The following is an 18,203-nucleotide window of genomic DNA, read 5'->3' as shown; positions in this document are numbered from 1 at the left end:
AGCTACAAGCGATCCCACACCCGAATCATGCCCATATTGCCGCCCCAGCTGGGCCCGATCCCCGGGTAGTCTTCCCATCGCGGAACCCCGCACGTCACGGCATCGGCCACGGCTCGTAAATACGCGGCGTAGTTGCCCAGTAGTTCAACTGCTGTCCCAATCTGCTGGTCAACCGTGACAAATCGGGCGTCAGCATCGGCCAGAGAATGACGGAAGGCAGTGGCCGCCGTCGAGTTCCAGTCCACATTGTTTAGCTGCGACAGGCGGAACCGCAGGACTGCAATATCTTGGGCCACACACGCCAGTCGTTGCGCCGACAGCGTCACGGCATCCGGTGACGGACCCGTCGCAGAAAGGCCTAGCGGTCCCGGCAGCGCACCCCCTGCAAATGCCATTACATGCTCCTCTCCAGCTCCCCTAAGCGTCAGCCTAGAAAGGCATCCATCTCGGCACCAGAGCCCACTTTGCGATTGTGGAATGGTGGCATGTTGGACGTCACTGTGGAGGAATGGGCGGTTCATGGAAGAATTGAGGCATGTCTGATTCAGCAAATGCCACAGCCCGCATCCCTTCCGGCCGCTTGTCCTTGGCCGCTTCCTCCGAGCGCATTGCGCTGGGCCCTCTCGACGGCCGTTACTCCGGCGCCGTTGCCCCGCTGGTGGACTACCTGTCTGAAGCGGCTTTGAACCGCGACCGCGTTGGTGTTGAGGTTGAATGGTTCATCCACCTCACGAGCAACAATGTTCTTCCGGGAACCGAGCCCCTGACGGCTGAACAGCAGGCCGGCCTGCGATCCATCGTCACCGAATTCGACGCAGCCTCCGTTGCGGAACTCGCCGCTATTGAAAAGGTCACCGTTCACGACGTCAAGGCCGTGGAGTACTTCATCGGTAACCGTCTCGGAGCCTTGGGCCTCGAGCGCCTGAAGCCGCTGGTTCACTTTGGTTGCACCAGCGAAGACATCAACAACCTGTCATACGCCGTGGGCGTCAAGGGCGCCGTCGAGGACGTCTGGCTTCCCGCAGCTCGCGAACTCGTCGCCAAGATCGCCGCCATGGCCGAGGAAAACCGCGCCGTCCCTATGCTCTCTCGCACGCACGGCCAGCCGGCCACACCCACCACCTTGGGTAAGGAATTGGCTGTCACGGCGCACCGCCTGGGCCGTCAGCTGGATCGTGTTGCCAAGACCGAATTTTTGGGCAAGATCAACGGCGCCACCGGAACCTACGCGGCACACTACGCCTCCGTTCCCGAAGCCGACTGGCAGGATGTTGCCAAGAGCTTCGTCGAAGCATTGGGCCTGACCTGGAACCCGCTGACCACGCAGATTGAATCGCACGACTGGCAGGCCGAGCTTTACGCCGATATGGCCCGCTTCAACCGCATCCTGCACAACCTGTGCACGGACGTCTGGAGCTACATCTCCATCGGTTACTTCGCTCAGATCCCAGTTCCGGGCGCCACGGGTTCCTCCACCATGCCGCATAAGGTCAACCCGATCCGTTTCGAAAACGCCGAGGCCAACCTGGAGCTCTCCAACGCCCTTCTGGACACCTTGGGCGCCACCTTGGTCACGAGCCGCTGGCAGCGCGACCTCACCGACTCCTCCAGCCAGCGCAACATCGGAGTGGCCTTCGGACACTCCATCTTGGCCATCAACAACGTTCTGGGTGGCCTGGGTCGTTTGGACACCGCAGAAGCCGTTTTGGCTGACGATCTGGACCACAACTGGGAAGTGCTCGCCGAAGCCATCCAGATGGTCATGCGCGCCGAAGCGATTGCCGGTGTTGAGGGCATGGAAGATCCGTACGAGCGGTTGAAGGACCTCACCCGCGGTCATCGCGTCGACGCTGACCGCATGCAGGAGTTCGTCTCCGGCCTTGGCCTGTCCGCCGGCGCTCAGGAGCGCTTGTTGGCTCTGACCCCGGGCAAGTACATCGGTATCGCAGAGTCACTCGTGGACCACTTGAACAAGTAATCCACCTCTGAGCCACCTGCTCTTAAGCGGCTAAAGAACGACGGCGGCACCTAGCTGCGCTTTACAGCGCGGTTGGGTGCCGCTGGTGTTTAGGACGATCCCACGACAGCGACATCGACTGCTTCAGCGGTTTCGTGCCGTCAGTCCCAAGTGAAGTGGTGTGGCCATGCGTTAAACCGCTCACGCTCCACATCACGCCGCCAGCGCCATAGCTTGCAGGGTTGGGTCGATCCGCGCCGCACCTCAAGGCAGTCCGGAGACGTATAAGGGATGCCGCAATCTGGGCAGCGCTCCGCAGTCCAAATGGTTTCGTTGACGAGGACTCCGGCTTGAATCAATTGCCCATCGCTGAAGATTCCCTTCTGGGCGAGCCGTCCACCCAGATTGCTTGCTCGAGGCGCGTTGAATTGCCGAAACCTAGCCGTCATGGCAAAGCCTTGTGGCTCTAGAAACATCATGACGCGCATGAGGAAACACACTAAACACTCATTGCGGTACGGCACGACCAATGGCCCCGCGAGTTCTCGGAACACTCGGTCAACGGCCTCATCCTGTTCTTCAGAATTGCCAGCTCCGGCGCTTTCATCGCCACTGTAATGATCCATGGTTTTCCTTTCCATGAATCCACCCTGCCTGCTGTGAAACGGCAGCAAAAGGCCCGCTGCATCTTTTGTGGATAAGGCAGCCGAACTGCCCACCTTGTGGAGGAACCAACGCATCAAATCAAGGAGTTAGTGGTACAAAACATGGTGTGTTATGGCTAACAAAAACGACCCACACGGCCGGTTTTCACGATACATTTACGGCTATGAACACTGGTGACATTACCTTCCGCACCCGCAAATGGGTTCGCCCCGAAGACCTCAACGCTAACGGCACGCTTTTTGGTGGCAGCCTGCTCCGTTGGATCGATGAAGAAGCAGCAATTTACGCCATCGTTCAGTTGGGAAACGGCAAAGCCGTCACCAAGTACATGTCTGAAATTAACTTCGTTTCTTCTGCCGTCCTGGGCGACCTCATCGAGATGGGCCTGACGGCCACTGCCTTTGGTCGCACCTCGCTGACCATGCGTGCTGAAGTCCGCAATATCTTTACCCGCGAGTCCATTCTGACCGTCGAAAAGATTGTGTTCGTCAATCTGGGCGAGGACGGCAAGCCTGCCCCGCATGGTTACGACTCCATCACCTATGACCGGGACCGGATTCCCGTCAAGATCGCGAACGCACAGAACTAACCATTCAGTTCCTAGGCATTTGCGGCCTGAAAACGTTCAATCCGCGCAAGCGCCTCACACACGGCGTCGTACCCGGCGGCGAAACTCAAGCGGACGGTGGCACTGCCCCCGACCCCGTCAAAGTCATCGCCGGGTACCAACGCAACGCCTTCGCTCTCCAGCAACGCCACGCAATACTGTTCTGAACTCGTGAACGTTCCCTTGGCCGAGCCTAGGGTGGCATAAAAATAAAAGGCCCCATCAGCCGGTGCCGCATCACTCCAGCCCAGTGCGGCAACCTTCCCCAAGACGTAGTCTCGGGTGCGCGAGAATTCCGCGACAAAGGCATCCGCTTCGGCATAGGACTGCTCACTAAACGCCTCGATCGCCGCCATTTGAGCTGGAGCGGGTGGACACAGGGCAACATTTCCGGCCAGCGCGTCGACCGCTTGAATCAAATCGTCTGGCACCAGAGCCCATCCCAAACGCCAACCGGTCATTCCCCAGTACTTTGAGAAACTGGAGATAACAGCGCCGGAGCGGTCCAGTTCCCAGGCGCAAACGCCTTTCGGATCCGCGGCGCCCGGTGCGGGATACGTGATGCCGTGATAGATTTCGTCGCTGATCAGTCGCACCCCGTGATCCCCGCACCAAGCGCTCAACGCCTCCAATTCGGCGCGCGTGACCATCGTGCCCGTGGGGTTGGCGGGCGAGGCCAGAACTAAACCTGCCAGCGGGCCGTGTTCCTGCACCGCTGCATCCAAAAGTTCTGGGGTGGGCTGAAAATGACTCTCCGATCCGGCGTCGAGCTCAATGACCTCAATCCCTAGCGCCTTCAGGATGTTCTTATAGGCCGGGTAGCCGGGACGGGCAAGCGCCACCTTATCTCCCGGGTTAAACGCGGCCAGGAACAGCAACATAAAGGCGCCGGATGAGCCTGTCGTGACGGCAACATTGTTGGCAGAAAGTTCCATGCCGTACCACCGCTGGTAGTGCCCGGCGATGGCCTGACGGAGTTCCAGGATGCCCAACGTTGGTGTGTACGTCAGTGGCAATCCTGAAGCATGGATCTGCGCGGCACGTGCCGAAACGGCACCAGGTGCACCTCCGCTGGGCTCGCCAGCGCACAGTGAGATGACATCGCGACCGGCGGCACGAAGCTCGGCCACCCGCTGCAGAATATCCATCACGGCAAACGGCTGGACGTTCGCACGGGCGGCAACGCTAAGAGGTGTGCGCATGGAGACTCCTGAACAAGACGGTTGCACAACTGCCACGATGAGCCGGTATGCGAGGAATGGGACTGAGCTCCAGCTTGTCACATGGCGTTGCCGATAGCCCTACGCTTAGGGAGTGAGTGAATACACCGAACGCAGCGCACAGGAACTCGTCCAACCCATTATTTTGCTCGTTGACCGGGAGGAACCCGCCAGTGAGCAGCACGGCATTGCCGCCGCCGCACTGGCCTCGGCCCAGGCGTTCTTACACGATCCGGCAAATCCCGAATGGCATCAGTGGGCCGAGGGCGCCTTTGCCAAGTCTGTGCGACGTGCCGACGCCAAAATGTTCGCTAAAGTCCGCGCCATGTTCCCCGATCAGGCCGTGTCCACGGTGGGTGAGGCCAGCGCCGTGGGACTGCCACCCATGCCCGCGGCGGAACTGCCGAAGCTCCTGGCAAAGCTACAGGTGTCGGGAACCCAGCTGCCAGTTGGCGCCCCATTACCGCCGCAGCCGCTGACCATCGTGTTGAACGCCTCCTTGGAAATGTCCACAGGAAAGGCCGCTGCCCAGGCGGCCCACGCCCTGCTGGCCTGGGTGCTGGAGTCCAAAGTGGCCACCGTTTCGGCGTGGGCCGGAGCCGGGTTCCCCGTTGGCGTTGTGGCATTGCCTGCCAAGGAGTTCCGCAAGGGCGCACGGAAAGCGGCCGGCCCGGTCATTGCCGATGCCGGCCGGACAGAGATCGAGCCCGGGTCAACAACCGCGTATGTGGTCACCGCGAAGACGCGCTAGGCCCCTGTCGACAGTCACAATGTCGGTGTTGCCAAAAGTCGTTGACGTTAACCCTTGTGCACCAACACAAACATGTGTAATTATTTACTGACAGGTGAAAGGAGGTGCAGAAATGTCATTGGAAGAAGAGATCGCAAAGGTCACGGCCATTGCTCATCCCACGCGGTACCGCATCATCGCAGCACTTTCAGCCGAGTCGCTCCATGTCAGCGAACTGGCTAGGCGCCTGGGGATGTCTCGACCCCTGCTGTACATGCACCTCCAGAGGCTCGAGGAGGCCGGATATCTCTCCGGTCGACTGGAACTCTCCCCCGAAGGTAAGGCCCTGAAGTACTTCGAGGTCGTTCCCTTCACATTCACCATTGACCCGGCCGCCATCACGGCAGCCGTCGGACCGCTCGAAGCGCCCGACCTCGAACCAAAAAAAGAAAGCGGTAAATGATTATGGGAATCGAATTTGTACCGTGGTGGGCCTGGATCGCAATCATCGGCATCATCGGCGGCATCACCTACCAGATCGTCGTAGCCCAGGCCAACGCCAAGACCCGCCAGACGGAACTCGGCGGAGCCGATGAACTGCGTGAAGTGGTCAAGGCGAACACGGCAGTCAGCACGGAACTGCTCAGTAAGCTGGAATCCCTCGACAAGCGCCTTGCCGCGGTCGAGAAGACCCTCAACGACATTCCCTAACTCAACCACCGCTTAACTTAAAGAACGACGCCGGAACTTGCGTTCCGGCGTCGTTCTTTAGTTTTCTGCCAGTTCAGTTAGGCGAGACGTTACTCGGCCGCTGCGAGCTGACCGCAGGCGCCGTCAATTTCCTTGCCGCGGGTGTCGCGCAGCGTGGTGGGTACACCGTTGTCGATCAACGTGTCGATGAATTCCTGCATGACCTCGGGCTCGGACGAGGTCCAGATAGAACCCGGGGTGGGGTTCAACGGGATCGGGTTGACGTGAACCCAGCCGCGGCCGCGCTGATTGAGCTTCTTCGCGAGGAGTTCGGCACGCCAGGGGTGGTCGTTCATGTCCTTGATCAACGCGTACTCGATGGAGACGCGGCGGCCCGTGACCTTGTAGTAGTTGTACGCGGCGTCGAGGACCTCGTCCACCTTCCACTTGTCGTTGACGGGGATGAGCTCGTCGCGGAGCTCGTCGTCGGGCGCGTGCAGGGACAGTGCGAACGTGATGCCCAGACCCTCCTGCGCCAGCTTGTTGATGGCCGGAGCCAGGCCCACGGTGGAGACCGTGATGCCGCGGGCTGACATGCCCAGGCCCTCGGGACCCTCGGCGACCATGCGGTGCACCGCGTTCATGACGCGCTTGTAGTTGGCCAGCGGCTCACCCATGCCCATGAAGACAATGTTGGTGACGCGCTCGGCGTCGTGCCCGCCATCGCGGCGCAGGTGTCCCAGCCCACCCTCGGCGATGACCCGGTTGGCCTGAACGATCTGGTCCAGAATCTCTGCCGTAGACATATTGCGGGTCAGACCGGCCTGGCCCGTGGCACAGAACGGGCAGTTCATACCGCAACCACACTGGCTGGACACGCACAGGGTCACGCGACCCGTGTAACGCATGAGCACGGACTCCACGAGGGAGCCGTCGAAGAGGCGCCACAGGAACTTGATGGTGTCACCGTTGTCCGTGGTGAGGCGCTTGACCTCGGTCAGCAGCTTCGGGAACATGGTGTCCACGATCTCGGCGCGGCGATCCTTGGGCAGATCGCTCATGAGCTCGGGATCGGTGGTGTAGTGCTGGAAGTAATGCACCGAGAGCTGCTTGGCACGGAATGCCGGCAGGCCCATCTCCTTGAACTTCGCCTCACGCTCGGGCAGCGTCATATCGGCCAGGTGTGTTGGCGGCTGCGAGACGCGCGGGGACTTGAACTGCAGCAGCGGGCGACCCGCCGGATCCTTCGCCTGCTTCCAGCCCTCGGTGGCAGGCATGACCTGCGCCGGGCGGCGGGAAGGTCGCGTCGTCGGGGCTGTCGCATCGGCTGCGGCGGGGCTGGGGGTGTTTTTGGGGGAAGTCATCCTTTCCATTGTCTCCCACTTCCCCTGAACTGTCCCGCCTTGGCCGCTAAGATCACATTTCCGGCTCTTATTCGGCAGGTTCGACGGCGCCCACCTCCCCTCAGCACGTAGGCTGGCACCATGATTTCCCTGATTCTGGCCCTCATTTTGGGCTGCGTTTACCTGTATCTACGCCACAAGGATCCCCGTATGCTGCGAAACGGCATAGTCCTCGTGGCTGCGGGCTGGTTCGCGCTCGTGGGCATCTCGGAAATCCTGGCGAACTGGTTCCCGTGGACGCAGTGGATCGCCTTCGCCATCATCGCGGCCTCCCCGCTGGCGATTTTAGTCTTGGCCGGATTCCTCATCAGCAACGGCGCCACCATGATGCGCAATGAGGGCCGCAGCCTGGGCAATCTACTCTCGCTCGTGGCGGGCGTGGCCCTTGTGGGGCTTCCAGTGTTCGCGGTTCTCCTCGTCATCACGCTCAACCCCGTGGCCATCGGCCTGGCCGCCCTGCTGTTCTTCCTGTGCAGCTACTTTGGTGTTGTTTTTGTGGTTTTTCTGGCCTATGCCGTGGCTTACGGGCGCATGAAGCACACCCTTAAGCCCGTTGCCGTGGTCATCCTAGGCTCGCAAATTATCAACGGAAAAGTGCCCCCGCTCCTTCGTTCCCGTTTAGATAAGGGGCTGGAAATTTATCAAGAGGCGGCGCCGGAGAACTCGCCCTTGTTGATTCCCAGCGGGGGTCAGGGCGCAGATGAATCTCACCCCGAGGGCGTCGCCATGGCCGAGTACCTCGTGGCGGCTGGTGCGCCGGAACAACATGTCGTGGCGGAAGATCAAGCGGTCAACACGGCCCAGAACCTCAGGTTCTCTGCAGCCGTGGCCAAGGAGCAAGGTCGCGAGGGCGAGATGGTGGTCGTGACCAATAATTACCATGTGCTGCGGGCGGCCCTGCTGTCACGCAAGTTAGGGATCGACGCACAAGTGGTTGGCTCCCCCACGGCTCGATACTTCCTACCCAGCGCGTTTCTGCGTGAATTTGTCGCCATTCTGAAAGAGCACAAGATCCTGCATGCGCTCATGTGCATTCCGTTTGTTGCCCTGACGGCAGTCCTGACGTTTGCCGTGATCCAGGCATCCCAGTAGCAGCCAAGTCCCACCACCAGCACCACTAGTCAACGAACTCCGACTGGGTCACGATGAAGTCCCACTCGCGCTGTGTCAGTGTTCCTCCGGTCAAACTGCCGCCGGCCGCAGCCACGGCCTCCGCAACATTGTCGGGCACTTCTTGCGCGCCCGTATTTTCACGCAGCCACTGCTTGGCTCGTAATTCGAGCTCAAGCCACCACAGATGAATTTCCACTTTGGCCACCCCCTCGGATGTAGTTCAACGCTATGCTCGTTGCCCCGGCCCTTCAATGGCTAGCGCCTCAAAATCGTGTTGCATTTATCAATGCATTTATGATCTATACTCAAACCATGGCCAAAAATCCTCATATCAGCCGACATTGGTCTTGGCACCCCGAACCGGTTCAGGCGAGCACCGCAGTGGAACGCGTGTATGCGAGCGTCAGCGCCGACATTGTCGGTGGCACCCTTCCCGGGGGCACCCTCATCACCGAGGGCGAAGTGGCCGAGCGCTTCGATGTGAGCCGGACTCCCGTGCGCGAGGCGTTCCTCCTGATGGAATCGCAGGGCCTGTTGCGCTTGTTCCCGAAAAAGGGCGCCGTCGTTACGAGCCACACCCCGGAAGAAACCGCGCACCTCTTGCAGGTCCGCATCATGCTTGAGTCTCGCGCCGTCGAACTTCAAACAGCTGGCCGGGAGCAAACGACAAGCGGTGCCTCAGGGGAACAGCGTATCGCGGCGGACTTGGCTGCTTTGATCGCTGTGCAACGCGCGGCAGCAGAACAGGACGATCTTCCTGCCTTCGCCCGCGCCGATCATCAATTCCATGCCCGAATCGTTGCTGGTTCTGGGAATCCCATCATCGATGATTTCTATGCTCAGCTCGGACCTCGCTTGGCCCGGCTAACGTGCCTCACCGCACGCACCAACACAGCTGATTTGCAGCGCTTCATGGACGATCACGCCCGGCTCGCCGAGCTCCTGGCTTCGGCCGATCCTCGCGGCTACGAGGAATTGCTGCGACGCCACGTCGCAGCAACGTAAGTAATCTATTCGCCCATTGAAGTAACCACAAGCAACCCCAAGGATAGTGATTTTCATGCGCGCCGCCCGCGCCGCATTATGGCTTCGTGCCGCCCCCGCAGTTTTCGTCTTGGCGTGGGGAGGCAATCACTTCACACCACTTCTCAGCCTGTACCGCGATATTGGCCACTACTCCGTGGTGAGCGTGGACTTGTTCCTTGCCACTTACGTTTTGGGCCTCATTCCGGGTTTACTCATCTCCGGTCCGTTATCTGACCGGTACGGGCGCAAGCTGCTGACCATCCTCGGCGTTATTCTTGGGATCGTCGCCAGCGTGATCTTGGCCTTGTGTTTTCACAGTGAGATCCTCATGTGCGCGGGCCGAATGCTAGCTGGCATCGGGGTCGGAATCGGCATGGCTGTGGGTACGAGCTGGCTCAAGGAACTATCCATGCCGCCGTTCGATAAGCAGGCTGACGCCACGGCTGGAGCCCGTCGCCCCTCACTGATCCTGACGCTGGGCTTTGGACTCGGCGCTGGCGCGTCCGGAATCCTTGCACAGTGGGGCCCATTGCCCACCATGACCCCCTACATCCTGCACATCGTCTTGAGTATTCTCGCGTTGTTGGCATTGGCGAAAGCGCCGGAGACAGTCACCCTCGAGGCCGGCCAGGACGGCCCGCAGGCAACCTCACTCCTAGACGATCTGCGCGTGCCGCTTGTGGGACACCTGCGATTCCGCCGCGTAGTCTTACCAGCTGCTCCTTGGATTTTTGCGACGGCCGGTGTCGCTTACGCCGTCATTCCCATGCTCGAAGGCGAGCGCCTAGGCACCATGCAGCTTGGCTACGCCACGCTGCTAACCGTCCTCACGCTGGGCACGGGGGCCCTCGTGCAGCCCTTTGCCGCACGCATCAATGAGGCAACGGGAGGCAGAGCCCTTCTCGTGGGGATGACAACCATGATCGTCGGGCTCATCGTCACGGCCATCAACGCCCACTATCTATCCCTAGTGGCCGGTGCCGTATCTGCAATATTGTTGGGTGCATCGTACGGAATCGCCCTGGTTTCGGGATTGGTGGAGATCCAACGCATCGCCACCGGCCGGGATCTGGCCGGGCTGACGGGCGTGTTCTATAGCCTCAGCTATATCGGGTTTCTACTCCCCATGGCCTTGGCCGGGTTGGCGGGCTTCGCCACCTATACGGTTTTGCTAGGCGCCTGCGCTGTGGTGTGCCTGCTCTGTCTAGCCCTCGTATCGAGTGGCTTGCGCCGGACTGCTTTCTAAGCAGCCAGCGACACCAAGACAAGGACGACGGCGAGCAGCGGGAACGTGAGCTGCACCAGGGCCGCTTTTGCTTTCGAAGGCGATGAAATGAGCAAGACCAGCCCAGCGGCAAGCATAGAACCAGCTCCGGCGAGGACAAGTGCGGCACCCACACCATGGTGGCCAGCGGCGCCGGCGACAATACCGGCCGCGGCCACTACGGCAAGGAACAGGTTGTAGAACCCCTGATTGAAGGCCATTTCCTTGGTGGAGTTCGCCTCCGCAACAGAGGTGCCGAAGGTCTTCCGGGTGCTGTCCGCCGTCCAACGCAGCGACTCCAACACAAAGATGTAAACGTGAACCAGCGCGGCCAGTCCAGCGAAAATGAGTGCTGCTATGAACATCGGGATCCTTAGATTGTGGGAGGCGGGTTAGCCGCGGGGGATGTTGCGCAGATTGGACCGGGCCATGCTGACAGCCTCGCCGGCACCCTTGTTCAGTACGATCTTCGACATCGCCGTGGCAAAGCCAATCACTTGCCCACCCTTGATTTTTGGCGGAATGGACAGGGCATTGGGATCGGTGATCAATTCCACCAGGGAGGGCCCATCATGGGCAAAGGCAGCCCTATAGGCGTCCGCGATATTGCCCGGATCGGTGACACGGACGGCATGGAAGCCCATCGCCGCAGCAATGGCGGCGTAGTTGGCGTCTGGAACGTCCACGCCAAAGTCCTGCAGTCCGTCGACTAACATTTCAAGCTTCACCATGCCCAGGGTGGAGTTATTGAAGACCACCACGTTGATGGGCAGCTTGTGGGCCGCGGCCGTGATCAATTCACCCAGCAGCATGGACAGTCCGCCATCGCCGGAGACGGAGATGACTTGCCGGTCGGGATAGGCCGCCTGGACACCGATGGCCTGGGGAAGCGCATTCGCCATGGAACCATGTAGATAGGAACCAATCAGCCTGCGCGTACCCAAGGGGTTGATGTAACGAGCTGTCCAAACATTGCACATGCCGGTGTCAGCGGTGAAGATCGCATCGTCGGCGGCAATTTCATCAAGCAGGGATGCGGCGTATTCCGGGTGGATGGGCACCAATTTGTCGGCCTTGCGGGTATAAGCACCCACTGCCTTATTCATGAGCTTGTCGTGTTTTTTCAGGATCGTATCCAAGAACTTGGAATGCTCCTTGGCCACTATCAGGGGCATCAGTGCCTGGATTGTGGGAAGGACGTCACCATGAACGGCAATATCCACGTCCGTCCGACGCCCTAAATGCTCAGGAGCCCTGTCCACTTGGGCAGTTCTTGTGGACGGCAGGAATTGGTCATATGGAAAATCGGTGCCAAGCATGATTAGCAGGTCAGCATCCTCGATACCCTCCGCCGCTGCCCCGTAGCCCAACAGGCCGGTCATCCCAATGTCGTAGGGGTTGTCGTATTGGATGAAATCCTTGCCGCGCAGGCTGTGCCCAATGGGTGCCTTGATCAGTTCCGCCAGCGCAATGACTTCGTCATGAGCTCCCTGCACGCCGGCTCCGGCGAAGATGGCCACCTTGTTAGCGCTATTGATCGCGTCTGCCAGTTCTTTGATGCTTTCCGAGGCTGGCACCAAACTTGCCGGGCGCAAGGGGCGCTGCAGCGGCGACGGCGCAGTGGCTGGCAAACTGGCGATGTCACCTGGCAACGTCACCACAGCAACACCCCGCAAGCCCACGGCATGTTGAATGGCATTGTGGAGCACCCTTGGAGCCTGGTCAGAGGTACTGATGAGCTCCGAGTACACCGAGCACTCGCCAAACAGCCGGTCTGGGTGGGTCTCCTGAAAAAATCCGCTGCCGATTTGTACGCTGGGAAGATGGGACGCGATGGCCAACACCGGCGCACCCGTGCGATTGGCGTCATAGAGCCCGTTCATCAGGTGCAAATTTCCCGGACCACACGAACCAGCACACACGGCCAGTTCCCCGGTGAGCTGCGCCTCGGCACCGGCTGCGAACGCGGCGGCTTCCTCGTGGCGGACATGGATCCAGTCAATCCCGCCTTTGGCGGAACCGCCGGTTTTCCGCACCGCATCCACCAGCGGGTTCAGGCTGTCGCCCACAATCCCGTAGATACGCCGCACACCCGCTGCCTGCAATTGTTCGATGAGCTGACTGGCAAGTTCCTTGGCCATGTGGCCCTCCTGCTGCAAATAGTCCTGCGTCGGATACTGGCCAATATAGCCCCCCAGCACCACGAGGCGCAGCACAGAGCGACGCAAACCCCGCTAAGCCGCAGAATCTTAGCTCCGCTCATTTGAGTAGACACATGGCGCTCATTTGTTATAGTGGGACGAAGATCACGTCACCAAAGGAGCCAACCGTGCCGCAGCTCAATGCCGAGAGCCTCACCCACCTACCTGAGTCGGTGGCCGTTCCGGCCTACGACCGCACCAAGGTCACCACGGGAATCGTGCACTTTGGTGTTGGCGGCTTCCACCGCGCCCATCAGGCCATGTACCTTGATCGACTCATGAACGCCGGGAAGGCGCTCGACTGGGGCATCTGCGGAGTTGGGGTACTGGAGCACGATGCCAAGATGGCCCAGGTCATGGCCGAGCAGGACTGCCTCTACACAATGGTCCTCAAGCATCCGGACGGGCGGCGCGAGGCCCGCGTGATCGGCTCCATCACCGAGTACCTCTTTGCACCCGCGGACCCCGATGCCGTCATTGAGATGATGGCTTCCCCGGACACCCGCATCGTCTCACTGACGGTAACCGAGGGCGGCTACAACTTCCATCACGTGACAGGCGATTTCGACGCCGAAAACCCCGACGTCGTCCACGACCTCTCACCCAACGCGACCCCGCGCACAACCTTCGGCCTCGTTACTGAGGCGCTCTCCCGCCGTCGTTCTCGCGGCATTGCCCCATTCACCGTCATGTCCTGCGACAACATCCAGGGCAATGGCGACGTGGCAAAGAAGATGTTCACGGCCTTTGCCGAGCTTCGGGATCCAGATTTGGCCGCCTGGATGCGTGCCAACGTACTGTTCCCAAACTCCATGGTGGACCGAATCACACCTGTCACGGCCGATGCAGACCGCGACGCGATTGCCACCGAATTTGGCATCACGGACCAGTGGCCGGTGGTTTGCGAGCCGTTCGAACAATGGGTGCTGGAGGACCACTTCACGATGGGTCGCCCACCATTCGAGGACGCCGGCGTGCAGGTGGTTGACGACGTCGAGCCGTACGAACTCATGAAACTCCGGCTCCTCAACGCCAGCCACCAGGCGCTCTGCTATTTCGGCACCCTGGCCGGCTACACCTACGCGCACGAGGTCTGCCAGGATCCATTATTTGTCCAGTTCCTGCTTGATTACATGGACCTTGAGGGCACGCCCGCGCTCTCGCCACTGCCCGGCGTGGACCTGCCACTGTACAAGCGCACGCTCATCGAGCGCTTTGCCAACGAGCATGTCCGTGACACCCTCGCCCGCCTGTGTGCCGAGAGTTCAGACCGGATCCCCAAGTGGCTGGTCCCGGTCATCTGGATCAACCTTGGCAACGACAAGCTGACGGACGACGGCGGGATCGCCCGTTCCGCGGGTATCGTCGCCTCATGGGCGCGGTACGCCGAGGGGACGGATGAATCCGGCGCACCCTTGGACGTCGTCGACCGCCTGAAGGAGCCACTCATGGCAGCCGCCGCCTTGCAACACGAGGATAAGCTGGCATTCCTGCGCAACCGCGACGTCTTTGGTGACCTCGTGGATAACGCCCGCTTCACGGACGCCTACCTGCGCACGCTGGACACCCTGCATACTCGCGGTGCCCGTGCCGCCGTCGAGGAGCTCGTGGCTCTGGGCCGGTAACCCAAATCTTCCACTCAAAACGTGGCCAGCTGTCGAGCGTACGGGAACTTTGCCCTACACTCGCCAGCTGGCCACGTTGTCGGTGCTTCAAGGCTTGAAGCGGCGGCTGGCGGCATCGATGGCTGCCCGAATCCGCCGCTTAAGCAGGTCCGGATCGGCCAGGTCCTTCCACTCCACCCGAAGAAACATCCAACCCACTTCCATGAGCTCCCGCTCCCGCTGCCGCTCCTCATAAATGGCCTCGTCCGTGCGCTGATAGTCAAAGTATTTACTCTTTCCATCAAACTCGAGCGCCAGTTTGATCGCGCGCCATGCCCCGTCCACCCGGTAGTTGTTGCCGGCGGCCAGCAGCCACACCTGATATTCAGGCTGGGGAATGTTCATGCCTGCCACTACCAGCCGCAGCCGGGTCTCGCCGGCGGATTGAGAACCCTTGTCCAAAGCTGCCAGTACGCGCCTTGCTGCTCGCACACCGCGATGGCCGTCCATCCCGGCAACAAGCTGGTTCATGAGTTCCAGGCTCACACCCTTGTGCAGGCCGGAGTCGCCAATGATTACTGCTGTGACAAATGGCTCGGTACGTGCACAGTCCACAATGGTCTGTTCCAGCGATGTCACACGTACAACCCCGTACCTTTTAAGGGTGATTCGCCGTCGCTGTTCCGGAGCCAGCGTGCGCCGGTGCACACGAACACCCGGCACAGCACTGTCACCGGCAAGCGCGGACTTCGCTGTCACGTGAACGTCTGGACTGCCATTCCACACGTAAAGTCCCCGCAGCCGGGCCGCACTGAGATGGCTATAAAGCGCCGTTGCTTTCGTGGCCTGGCAGTGCGCAAGCAGCCGCAGTTCGTCCCTCTGAGAAGGATATAGGCCCTCCCAATCACCCCTGCGGATATAGACACCGTGCCGGATACGGAGGAGCAGGCCAAATTTCACTCCCGCCGTCAGGCGACGCGGCCCCAGCCCGGAATGTGTGAGCTCGGCCGTGGTTGCAGAGGTCAGGCCGACCGGCCAGTCCCGATCGATGCCGCCGGCCAAAGCCCGTATGTCCATGCCACAAGCCTTGCCCCGTCAGATCGCGAATTCAATACCCGTCGGTGCGCCTGTGGATAACTCCGCCCCCACGACTTCAGGCCACCGGCGACGCGGCAAGGCCTGGACGCCGCCTACCGCCCGTAAATAGCCTTTCGGGCCGCGACGTACCGACCTCGCACCAGGCTGCCCCATGCGCCGTCGGGTATGAAGGACTCCTCGATCCGCCGCCCCCACACGGGAAGTTCCCCGGTCGCAGCCCAGGCCGCCTGGCGCGCGGCCCCAAGCGCCACATATTCACGCTGTTCGGGCACGTCGACGGGCACGCCAAACACCGTGGCGGCCGCCTCCCGCAGCGCCCGGGACTTGGCGCCGCCACCGATGAGCAGCACCCGCTCCACAGGAACCCCAAATGACCCAAGCGAGTCCAGCGCGTCGGCCAGCGAGTTCAACACCGCCAGCACAGATGCCCGCGCCATGTTGTTCGGCGTCATGTTCGCCCGGGTCAGGCCCAGCATGGACCCCGTGGCATCGGGCAGGTTCGGCGTGCGTTCGCCGTCAAGGTAGGGCAGCAGCGTCAACCCGCCGGCATCGGGGGCGGCGGCGAGCGCGAGCCGGTCAAATTCGGCCAGGTCCACGTTGAGCATGGCAGCTCCGGCCGCCATGACGCGGGCCGCGTTGATCGTGGCGAGCAAGGGCAGGTGCCGCCCCGTTGCGTCAGCAAATCCCGCGAGCTGTCCGGAAACGTCACGCACCGCCGTCTCCGAGATGGTGAACACCGTGCCCGAGGTGCCAATCGAGACGGCCACCTCCCCTGGCGCCAACTCCAGGCCCAGTGCCGCCCCGGCGTTGTCGCCCATGCCGGCACCGACGACGGCGGCACTTGAGCCCCAGCGCGGGAGCAGCTGCCCGGCGCTTTCGTTGGGTGCGAGAACCTGGGGCAGGGAGGGCACTGCGCCGAAGAACTTCTCCAGTAGTTCGACCCGGTACGTGTTGGCAACCGGGTCGAAGTAGGCAGTGCCGGAGGCGTCGCTGCGGTCGGTGGACCACGACCCCGACAGCTGCAGGTTGAGCCAGTCATGGGGCAGGCCCACGGTGTCCAGCCTGGCGGCCGCGTCCGGCTGCCAACGTGCCAGCCAGGCGAGTTTTGTCAGTGTGAATGAGGCGACGGGGAGTATGTTGACCGCATCGACCCATGCCTCGGCACCCAGCTCGGCGACCATGCGGCCGGCTTCTTCCGCACTGCGCACATCGTTCCACAGCAGGGCATCATGGACGGGCTCATTGTCCCCGTTCACACCCACCATGCCGTGCTGCTGGGCGGCAACAGCCACACCGGCAACCCGTTCCCCCAGCGCCGCAATGCCCGCGGCCCTCCAAGCTTCCTCCAGCGCGGACGTCCAAAGATGCGGATTGATGGACGTGCCGTCCGGATGGGACGCGGACCCGGCGGACACCTGCGCCCCGGTCTCCAGATCAACTGCCACAACCTTGCACGACTGGGTGGAGGAATCGACTCCAACAACCAGCCGGCCTGCGGCGGACAGCGTTCGATTCTCGTCTGAAATGTTCATGGTTTCGGTGCCCACTGCGGTGCTCATGCAGACACCTCGTGGCCGGTGGCAAATTCCTGCAGCGCCATAGCAAGCGACTCGTCAACCACGAGGGTGTTGACGATTCCCGCGGCGATGCAGGCACGTACAGCGTCGCCGCGCCCCGCACCCTGCGCCACGGCAATGACCTTGGGCGTGCATTTGAGTTGGTCAACCCTGACGGAGAGAATCCGGGCATCCAATTCGGACGCGACCATCGATCCGTCCATGGCGATCAACCGGCCGGAGCACTCGGCCACGGCTCCCCTATTGATGCCGTCTTGGCGCACGGCATTATCAACGCGATCCCAGACGGTTGAAAGGTTCGGCGCCCACGCCCCGATGGCAACGATAGCCAGATCCAGCGAATCGGCTTTATGCATGGCATCGGCAATCTCAGGCTGACGGCGCAGGCCGGTGGCCGTCGCCGCACTGTCTACCACCAACGGGGCCCACATTGGCCACGTCCGTCCGCCGCCTACGCGGCCCAGGCGTTGGATGATCTCCAAGGGGTTACCACCTCCCGGAGTGGGTAGAGCGCCGGCCAGTTGAACGATGTCGCACTTGGGAAGTTCCTTCACGTGGCGCGCGGCCATGTCCAAGGTTCGCGACCACGAGATGCCAATGGTCATGCCTGTTCGAGCCTCATTCATGAGCTCCTGCGCCACGGCCTGCGCCTGAATATCCCGCTGAGCAAAGTCGTCACCGACGGTCTTGACCACCACGACGCGGTGCAGGCCGAGGGCGGCGGCGAGCGCCTCGACGTCGATCCCTGTCTCCGCACCGGGGCGGCGGATTTCAATATGGACGATACCTTCGGCACGGGCCTCGTCGAGGAGGCGTGCAACCTGGAACCGCGAAATTCCGTGTTCCGTGGCTATTTCAACCTTGGACTGGTTGTCCAAGTAATACGCCTGCCCAATACGGGCAAGCAGCTCCTCGTGGGAAATTTCCGGCACAGTGCGCCTTCCTCAATAAAAACATTTGAGCCATTGCTCTTGCTCAAATGAGTATATATGACTAGAGTCACTTAACAAATGAGCAGGAATAACTTCTCAAATGAGCAAACAGATT

The 18,203-nt window shown here is 61.2% G+C and carries 19 protein-coding genes; 9 read left to right on the top strand and 10 right to left on the bottom strand.

The window, feature by feature from the left end; translation table 11 throughout:
- Positions 1–2: 2 nt before the first annotated feature.
- Positions 3–395, bottom strand: a complete 393-nt coding sequence (locus CVS30_RS14290) for a hypothetical protein (protein ID WP_110486080.1) — start codon at positions 393–395, stop codon at positions 3–5.
- A gap of 140 nt (positions 396–535) precedes the next feature.
- Between CVS30_RS14290 and purB the strand changes: the two genes are divergently transcribed.
- On the top strand, positions 536–1,978 hold the full coding sequence (purB, locus tag CVS30_RS14285) for an adenylosuccinate lyase (RefSeq protein ID WP_110486078.1): 1,443 nt from the start codon (positions 536–538) through the stop codon (positions 1,976–1,978).
- 140 nt (positions 1,979–2,118) lie between these two features.
- On the opposite strand, the gene CVS30_RS14280 is transcribed toward purB, so the two are convergent.
- The gene (locus CVS30_RS14280; RefSeq protein WP_146233403.1) at positions 2,119–2,598 is read right to left on the bottom strand and encodes a hypothetical protein; all 480 of its coding nucleotides are present in this window, start codon (positions 2,596–2,598) and stop codon (positions 2,119–2,121) included.
- A 188-nt stretch (positions 2,599–2,786) separates the two neighbouring features.
- Between CVS30_RS14280 and CVS30_RS14275 the strand changes: the two genes are divergently transcribed.
- Positions 2,787–3,212, top strand: coding sequence for an acyl-CoA thioesterase (locus tag CVS30_RS14275; protein WP_110486074.1), 426 nt, complete (start codon positions 2,787–2,789; stop codon positions 3,210–3,212).
- An 11-nt stretch (positions 3,213–3,223) separates the two neighbouring features.
- Here CVS30_RS14275 and CVS30_RS14270 read toward each other — a convergent pair whose 3' ends face one another.
- Positions 3,224–4,432: an aminotransferase class I/II-fold pyridoxal phosphate-dependent enzyme gene (locus tag CVS30_RS14270; protein ID WP_110486073.1), complete on the bottom strand. Its 1,209-nt coding sequence runs from the start codon at positions 4,430–4,432 to the stop codon at positions 3,224–3,226.
- Positions 4,433–4,544: 112 nt separating this feature from the next.
- Here CVS30_RS14270 and CVS30_RS14265 point away from each other — a divergent pair, with 112 nt between their 5' ends.
- The 3 genes from CVS30_RS14265 to CVS30_RS14255 all read left to right on the top strand — a co-directional run bounded on the left by CVS30_RS14265 (position 4,545) and on the right by CVS30_RS14255 (position 5,891).
- Positions 4,545–5,201: a peptidyl-tRNA hydrolase gene (locus CVS30_RS14265; protein WP_110486070.1), complete on the top strand. Its 657-nt coding sequence runs from the start codon at positions 4,545–4,547 to the stop codon at positions 5,199–5,201.
- Between the two features lie 112 nt (positions 5,202–5,313).
- A complete protein-coding gene (locus tag CVS30_RS14260) occupies positions 5,314–5,643 on the top strand; it encodes an ArsR/SmtB family transcription factor (RefSeq protein WP_110486068.1) in 330 nt (109 codons plus the stop codon).
- Between the two features lie 2 nt (positions 5,644–5,645).
- Positions 5,646–5,891, top strand: coding sequence for a hypothetical protein (locus CVS30_RS14255; protein ID WP_220033927.1), 246 nt, complete (start codon positions 5,646–5,648; stop codon positions 5,889–5,891).
- 89 nt (positions 5,892–5,980) lie between these two features.
- On the opposite strand, the gene rlmN is transcribed toward CVS30_RS14255, so the two are convergent.
- Positions 5,981–7,234, bottom strand: a complete 1,254-nt coding sequence (gene rlmN / locus CVS30_RS14250) for a dual-specificity RNA methyltransferase RlmN (RefSeq protein WP_110486064.1) — start codon at positions 7,232–7,234, stop codon at positions 5,981–5,983.
- 120 nt (positions 7,235–7,354) lie between these two features.
- Here rlmN and CVS30_RS14245 point away from each other — a divergent pair, with 120 nt between their 5' ends.
- Positions 7,355–8,365 carry a YdcF family protein gene (locus CVS30_RS14245; RefSeq protein ID WP_110486062.1) on the top strand — a complete coding sequence of 337 codons (1,011 nt, stop codon included), beginning with the start codon at positions 7,355–7,357 and terminating at the stop codon, positions 8,363–8,365.
- Between the two features lie 25 nt (positions 8,366–8,390).
- Here the strand turns inward: CVS30_RS14245 and CVS30_RS14240 are convergent, their stop codons facing one another.
- Entirely contained in the window at positions 8,391–8,582 is a 192-nt protein-coding gene (locus CVS30_RS14240) for a hypothetical protein (RefSeq protein WP_110486124.1), read from the bottom strand.
- 116 nt (positions 8,583–8,698) lie between these two features.
- Between CVS30_RS14240 and CVS30_RS14235 the strand changes: the two genes are divergently transcribed.
- Both CVS30_RS14235 and CVS30_RS14230 read left to right on the top strand, forming a co-directional pair.
- Entirely contained in the window at positions 8,699–9,391 is a 693-nt protein-coding gene (locus tag CVS30_RS14235) for a GntR family transcriptional regulator (protein WP_181419814.1), read from the top strand.
- Positions 9,392–9,446: 55 nt separating this feature from the next.
- Positions 9,447–10,658 (top strand): MFS transporter, encoded by a 1,212-nt coding sequence (locus CVS30_RS14230; RefSeq protein WP_110486058.1) that lies wholly within the window; start codon positions 9,447–9,449, stop codon positions 10,656–10,658.
- Here the strand turns inward: CVS30_RS14230 and CVS30_RS14225 are convergent.
- Entirely contained in the window at positions 10,655–11,041 is a 387-nt protein-coding gene (locus CVS30_RS14225; RefSeq protein WP_110486056.1) for a DUF1304 domain-containing protein, read from the bottom strand. The two genes, CVS30_RS14230 and CVS30_RS14225, sit on opposite strands and share 4 nt — an antisense overlap.
- A gap of 27 nt (positions 11,042–11,068) precedes the next feature.
- Positions 11,069–12,817: a pyruvate dehydrogenase gene (locus tag CVS30_RS14220; RefSeq protein WP_110486122.1), complete on the bottom strand. Its 1,749-nt coding sequence runs from the start codon at positions 12,815–12,817 to the stop codon at positions 11,069–11,071.
- A gap of 134 nt (positions 12,818–12,951) precedes the next feature.
- Between CVS30_RS14220 and CVS30_RS14215 the strand changes: the two genes are divergently transcribed.
- On the top strand, positions 12,952–14,502 hold the full coding sequence (locus CVS30_RS14215) for a mannitol dehydrogenase family protein (RefSeq protein ID WP_110486054.1): 1,551 nt from the start codon (positions 12,952–12,954) through the stop codon (positions 14,500–14,502).
- Between the two features lie 87 nt (positions 14,503–14,589).
- Here CVS30_RS14215 and CVS30_RS14210 read toward each other — a convergent pair whose 3' ends face one another.
- The 3 genes from CVS30_RS14210 to CVS30_RS14200 all read right to left on the bottom strand — a co-directional run bounded on the left by CVS30_RS14210 (position 14,590) and on the right by CVS30_RS14200 (position 18,088).
- Positions 14,590–15,558 (bottom strand): type IV toxin-antitoxin system AbiEi family antitoxin domain-containing protein, encoded by a 969-nt coding sequence (locus CVS30_RS14210; protein ID WP_110486052.1) that lies wholly within the window; start codon positions 15,556–15,558, stop codon positions 14,590–14,592.
- A 113-nt stretch (positions 15,559–15,671) separates the two neighbouring features.
- Complete coding sequence (gene xylB, locus CVS30_RS14205) at positions 15,672–17,138, bottom strand: xylulokinase (RefSeq protein WP_245934618.1); 1,467 nt, start codon at positions 17,136–17,138, stop codon at positions 15,672–15,674.
- Positions 17,135–18,088 carry a sugar-binding transcriptional regulator gene (locus CVS30_RS14200; protein WP_110486050.1) on the bottom strand — a complete coding sequence of 318 codons (954 nt, stop codon included), beginning with the start codon at positions 18,086–18,088 and terminating at the stop codon, positions 17,135–17,137. The genes xylB and CVS30_RS14200 overlap by 4 nt, the downstream gene beginning before the upstream one ends.
- Between the last annotated feature and the right edge of the window lie 115 nt (positions 18,089–18,203).

Source organism: Arthrobacter psychrolactophilus (assembly GCF_003219795.1).
GTDB classification, from domain to species: domain Bacteria; phylum Actinomycetota; class Actinomycetes; order Actinomycetales; family Micrococcaceae; genus Specibacter; species Specibacter psychrolactophilus.
This window is presented reverse-complemented; position numbering and strand designations above follow the sequence as displayed.

Excerpts from the sequence above, each read along its gene's own strand:
- CVS30_RS14290 (WP_110486080.1), bottom strand. The coding sequence starts at position 395 with ATGGCATTTGCAGGGGGTGCGCTGCCGGGACCGCTAGGCCTTTCTGCG.
- purB (WP_110486078.1), top strand. The coding sequence starts at position 536 with ATGTCTGATTCAGCAAATGCCACAGCCCGCATCCCTTCCGGCCGCTTG.
- CVS30_RS14280 (WP_146233403.1), bottom strand. The coding sequence starts at position 2,598 with ATGGAAAGGAAAACCATGGATCATTACAGTGGCGATGAAAGCGCCGGA.
- CVS30_RS14275 (WP_110486074.1), top strand. The coding sequence starts at position 2,787 with ATGAACACTGGTGACATTACCTTCCGCACCCGCAAATGGGTTCGCCCC.
- CVS30_RS14270 (WP_110486073.1), bottom strand. The coding sequence starts at position 4,432 with ATGCGCACACCTCTTAGCGTTGCCGCCCGTGCGAACGTCCAGCCGTTT.
- CVS30_RS14260 (WP_110486068.1), top strand. The coding sequence starts at position 5,314 with ATGTCATTGGAAGAAGAGATCGCAAAGGTCACGGCCATTGCTCATCCC.
- CVS30_RS14255 (WP_220033927.1), top strand. The coding sequence starts at position 5,646 with ATGGGAATCGAATTTGTACCGTGGTGGGCCTGGATCGCAATCATCGGC.
- rlmN (WP_110486064.1), bottom strand. The coding sequence starts at position 7,234 with ATGACTTCCCCCAAAAACACCCCCAGCCCCGCCGCAGCCGATGCGACA.
- CVS30_RS14245 (WP_110486062.1), top strand. The coding sequence starts at position 7,355 with ATGATTTCCCTGATTCTGGCCCTCATTTTGGGCTGCGTTTACCTGTAT.
- CVS30_RS14235 (WP_181419814.1), top strand. The coding sequence starts at position 8,699 with ATGGCCAAAAATCCTCATATCAGCCGACATTGGTCTTGGCACCCCGAA.
- CVS30_RS14230 (WP_110486058.1), top strand. The coding sequence starts at position 9,447 with ATGCGCGCCGCCCGCGCCGCATTATGGCTTCGTGCCGCCCCCGCAGTT.
- CVS30_RS14225 (WP_110486056.1), bottom strand. The coding sequence starts at position 11,041 with ATGTTCATAGCAGCACTCATTTTCGCTGGACTGGCCGCGCTGGTTCAC.
- CVS30_RS14220 (WP_110486122.1), bottom strand. The coding sequence starts at position 12,817 with ATGGCCAAGGAACTTGCCAGTCAGCTCATCGAACAATTGCAGGCAGCG.
- CVS30_RS14215 (WP_110486054.1), top strand. The coding sequence starts at position 12,952 with ATGGCGCTCATTTGTTATAGTGGGACGAAGATCACGTCACCAAAGGAG.
- CVS30_RS14210 (WP_110486052.1), bottom strand. The coding sequence starts at position 15,558 with ATGGACATACGGGCTTTGGCCGGCGGCATCGATCGGGACTGGCCGGTC.
- xylB (WP_245934618.1), bottom strand. The coding sequence starts at position 17,138 with ATGAGCACCGCAGTGGGCACCGAAACCATGAACATTTCAGACGAGAAT.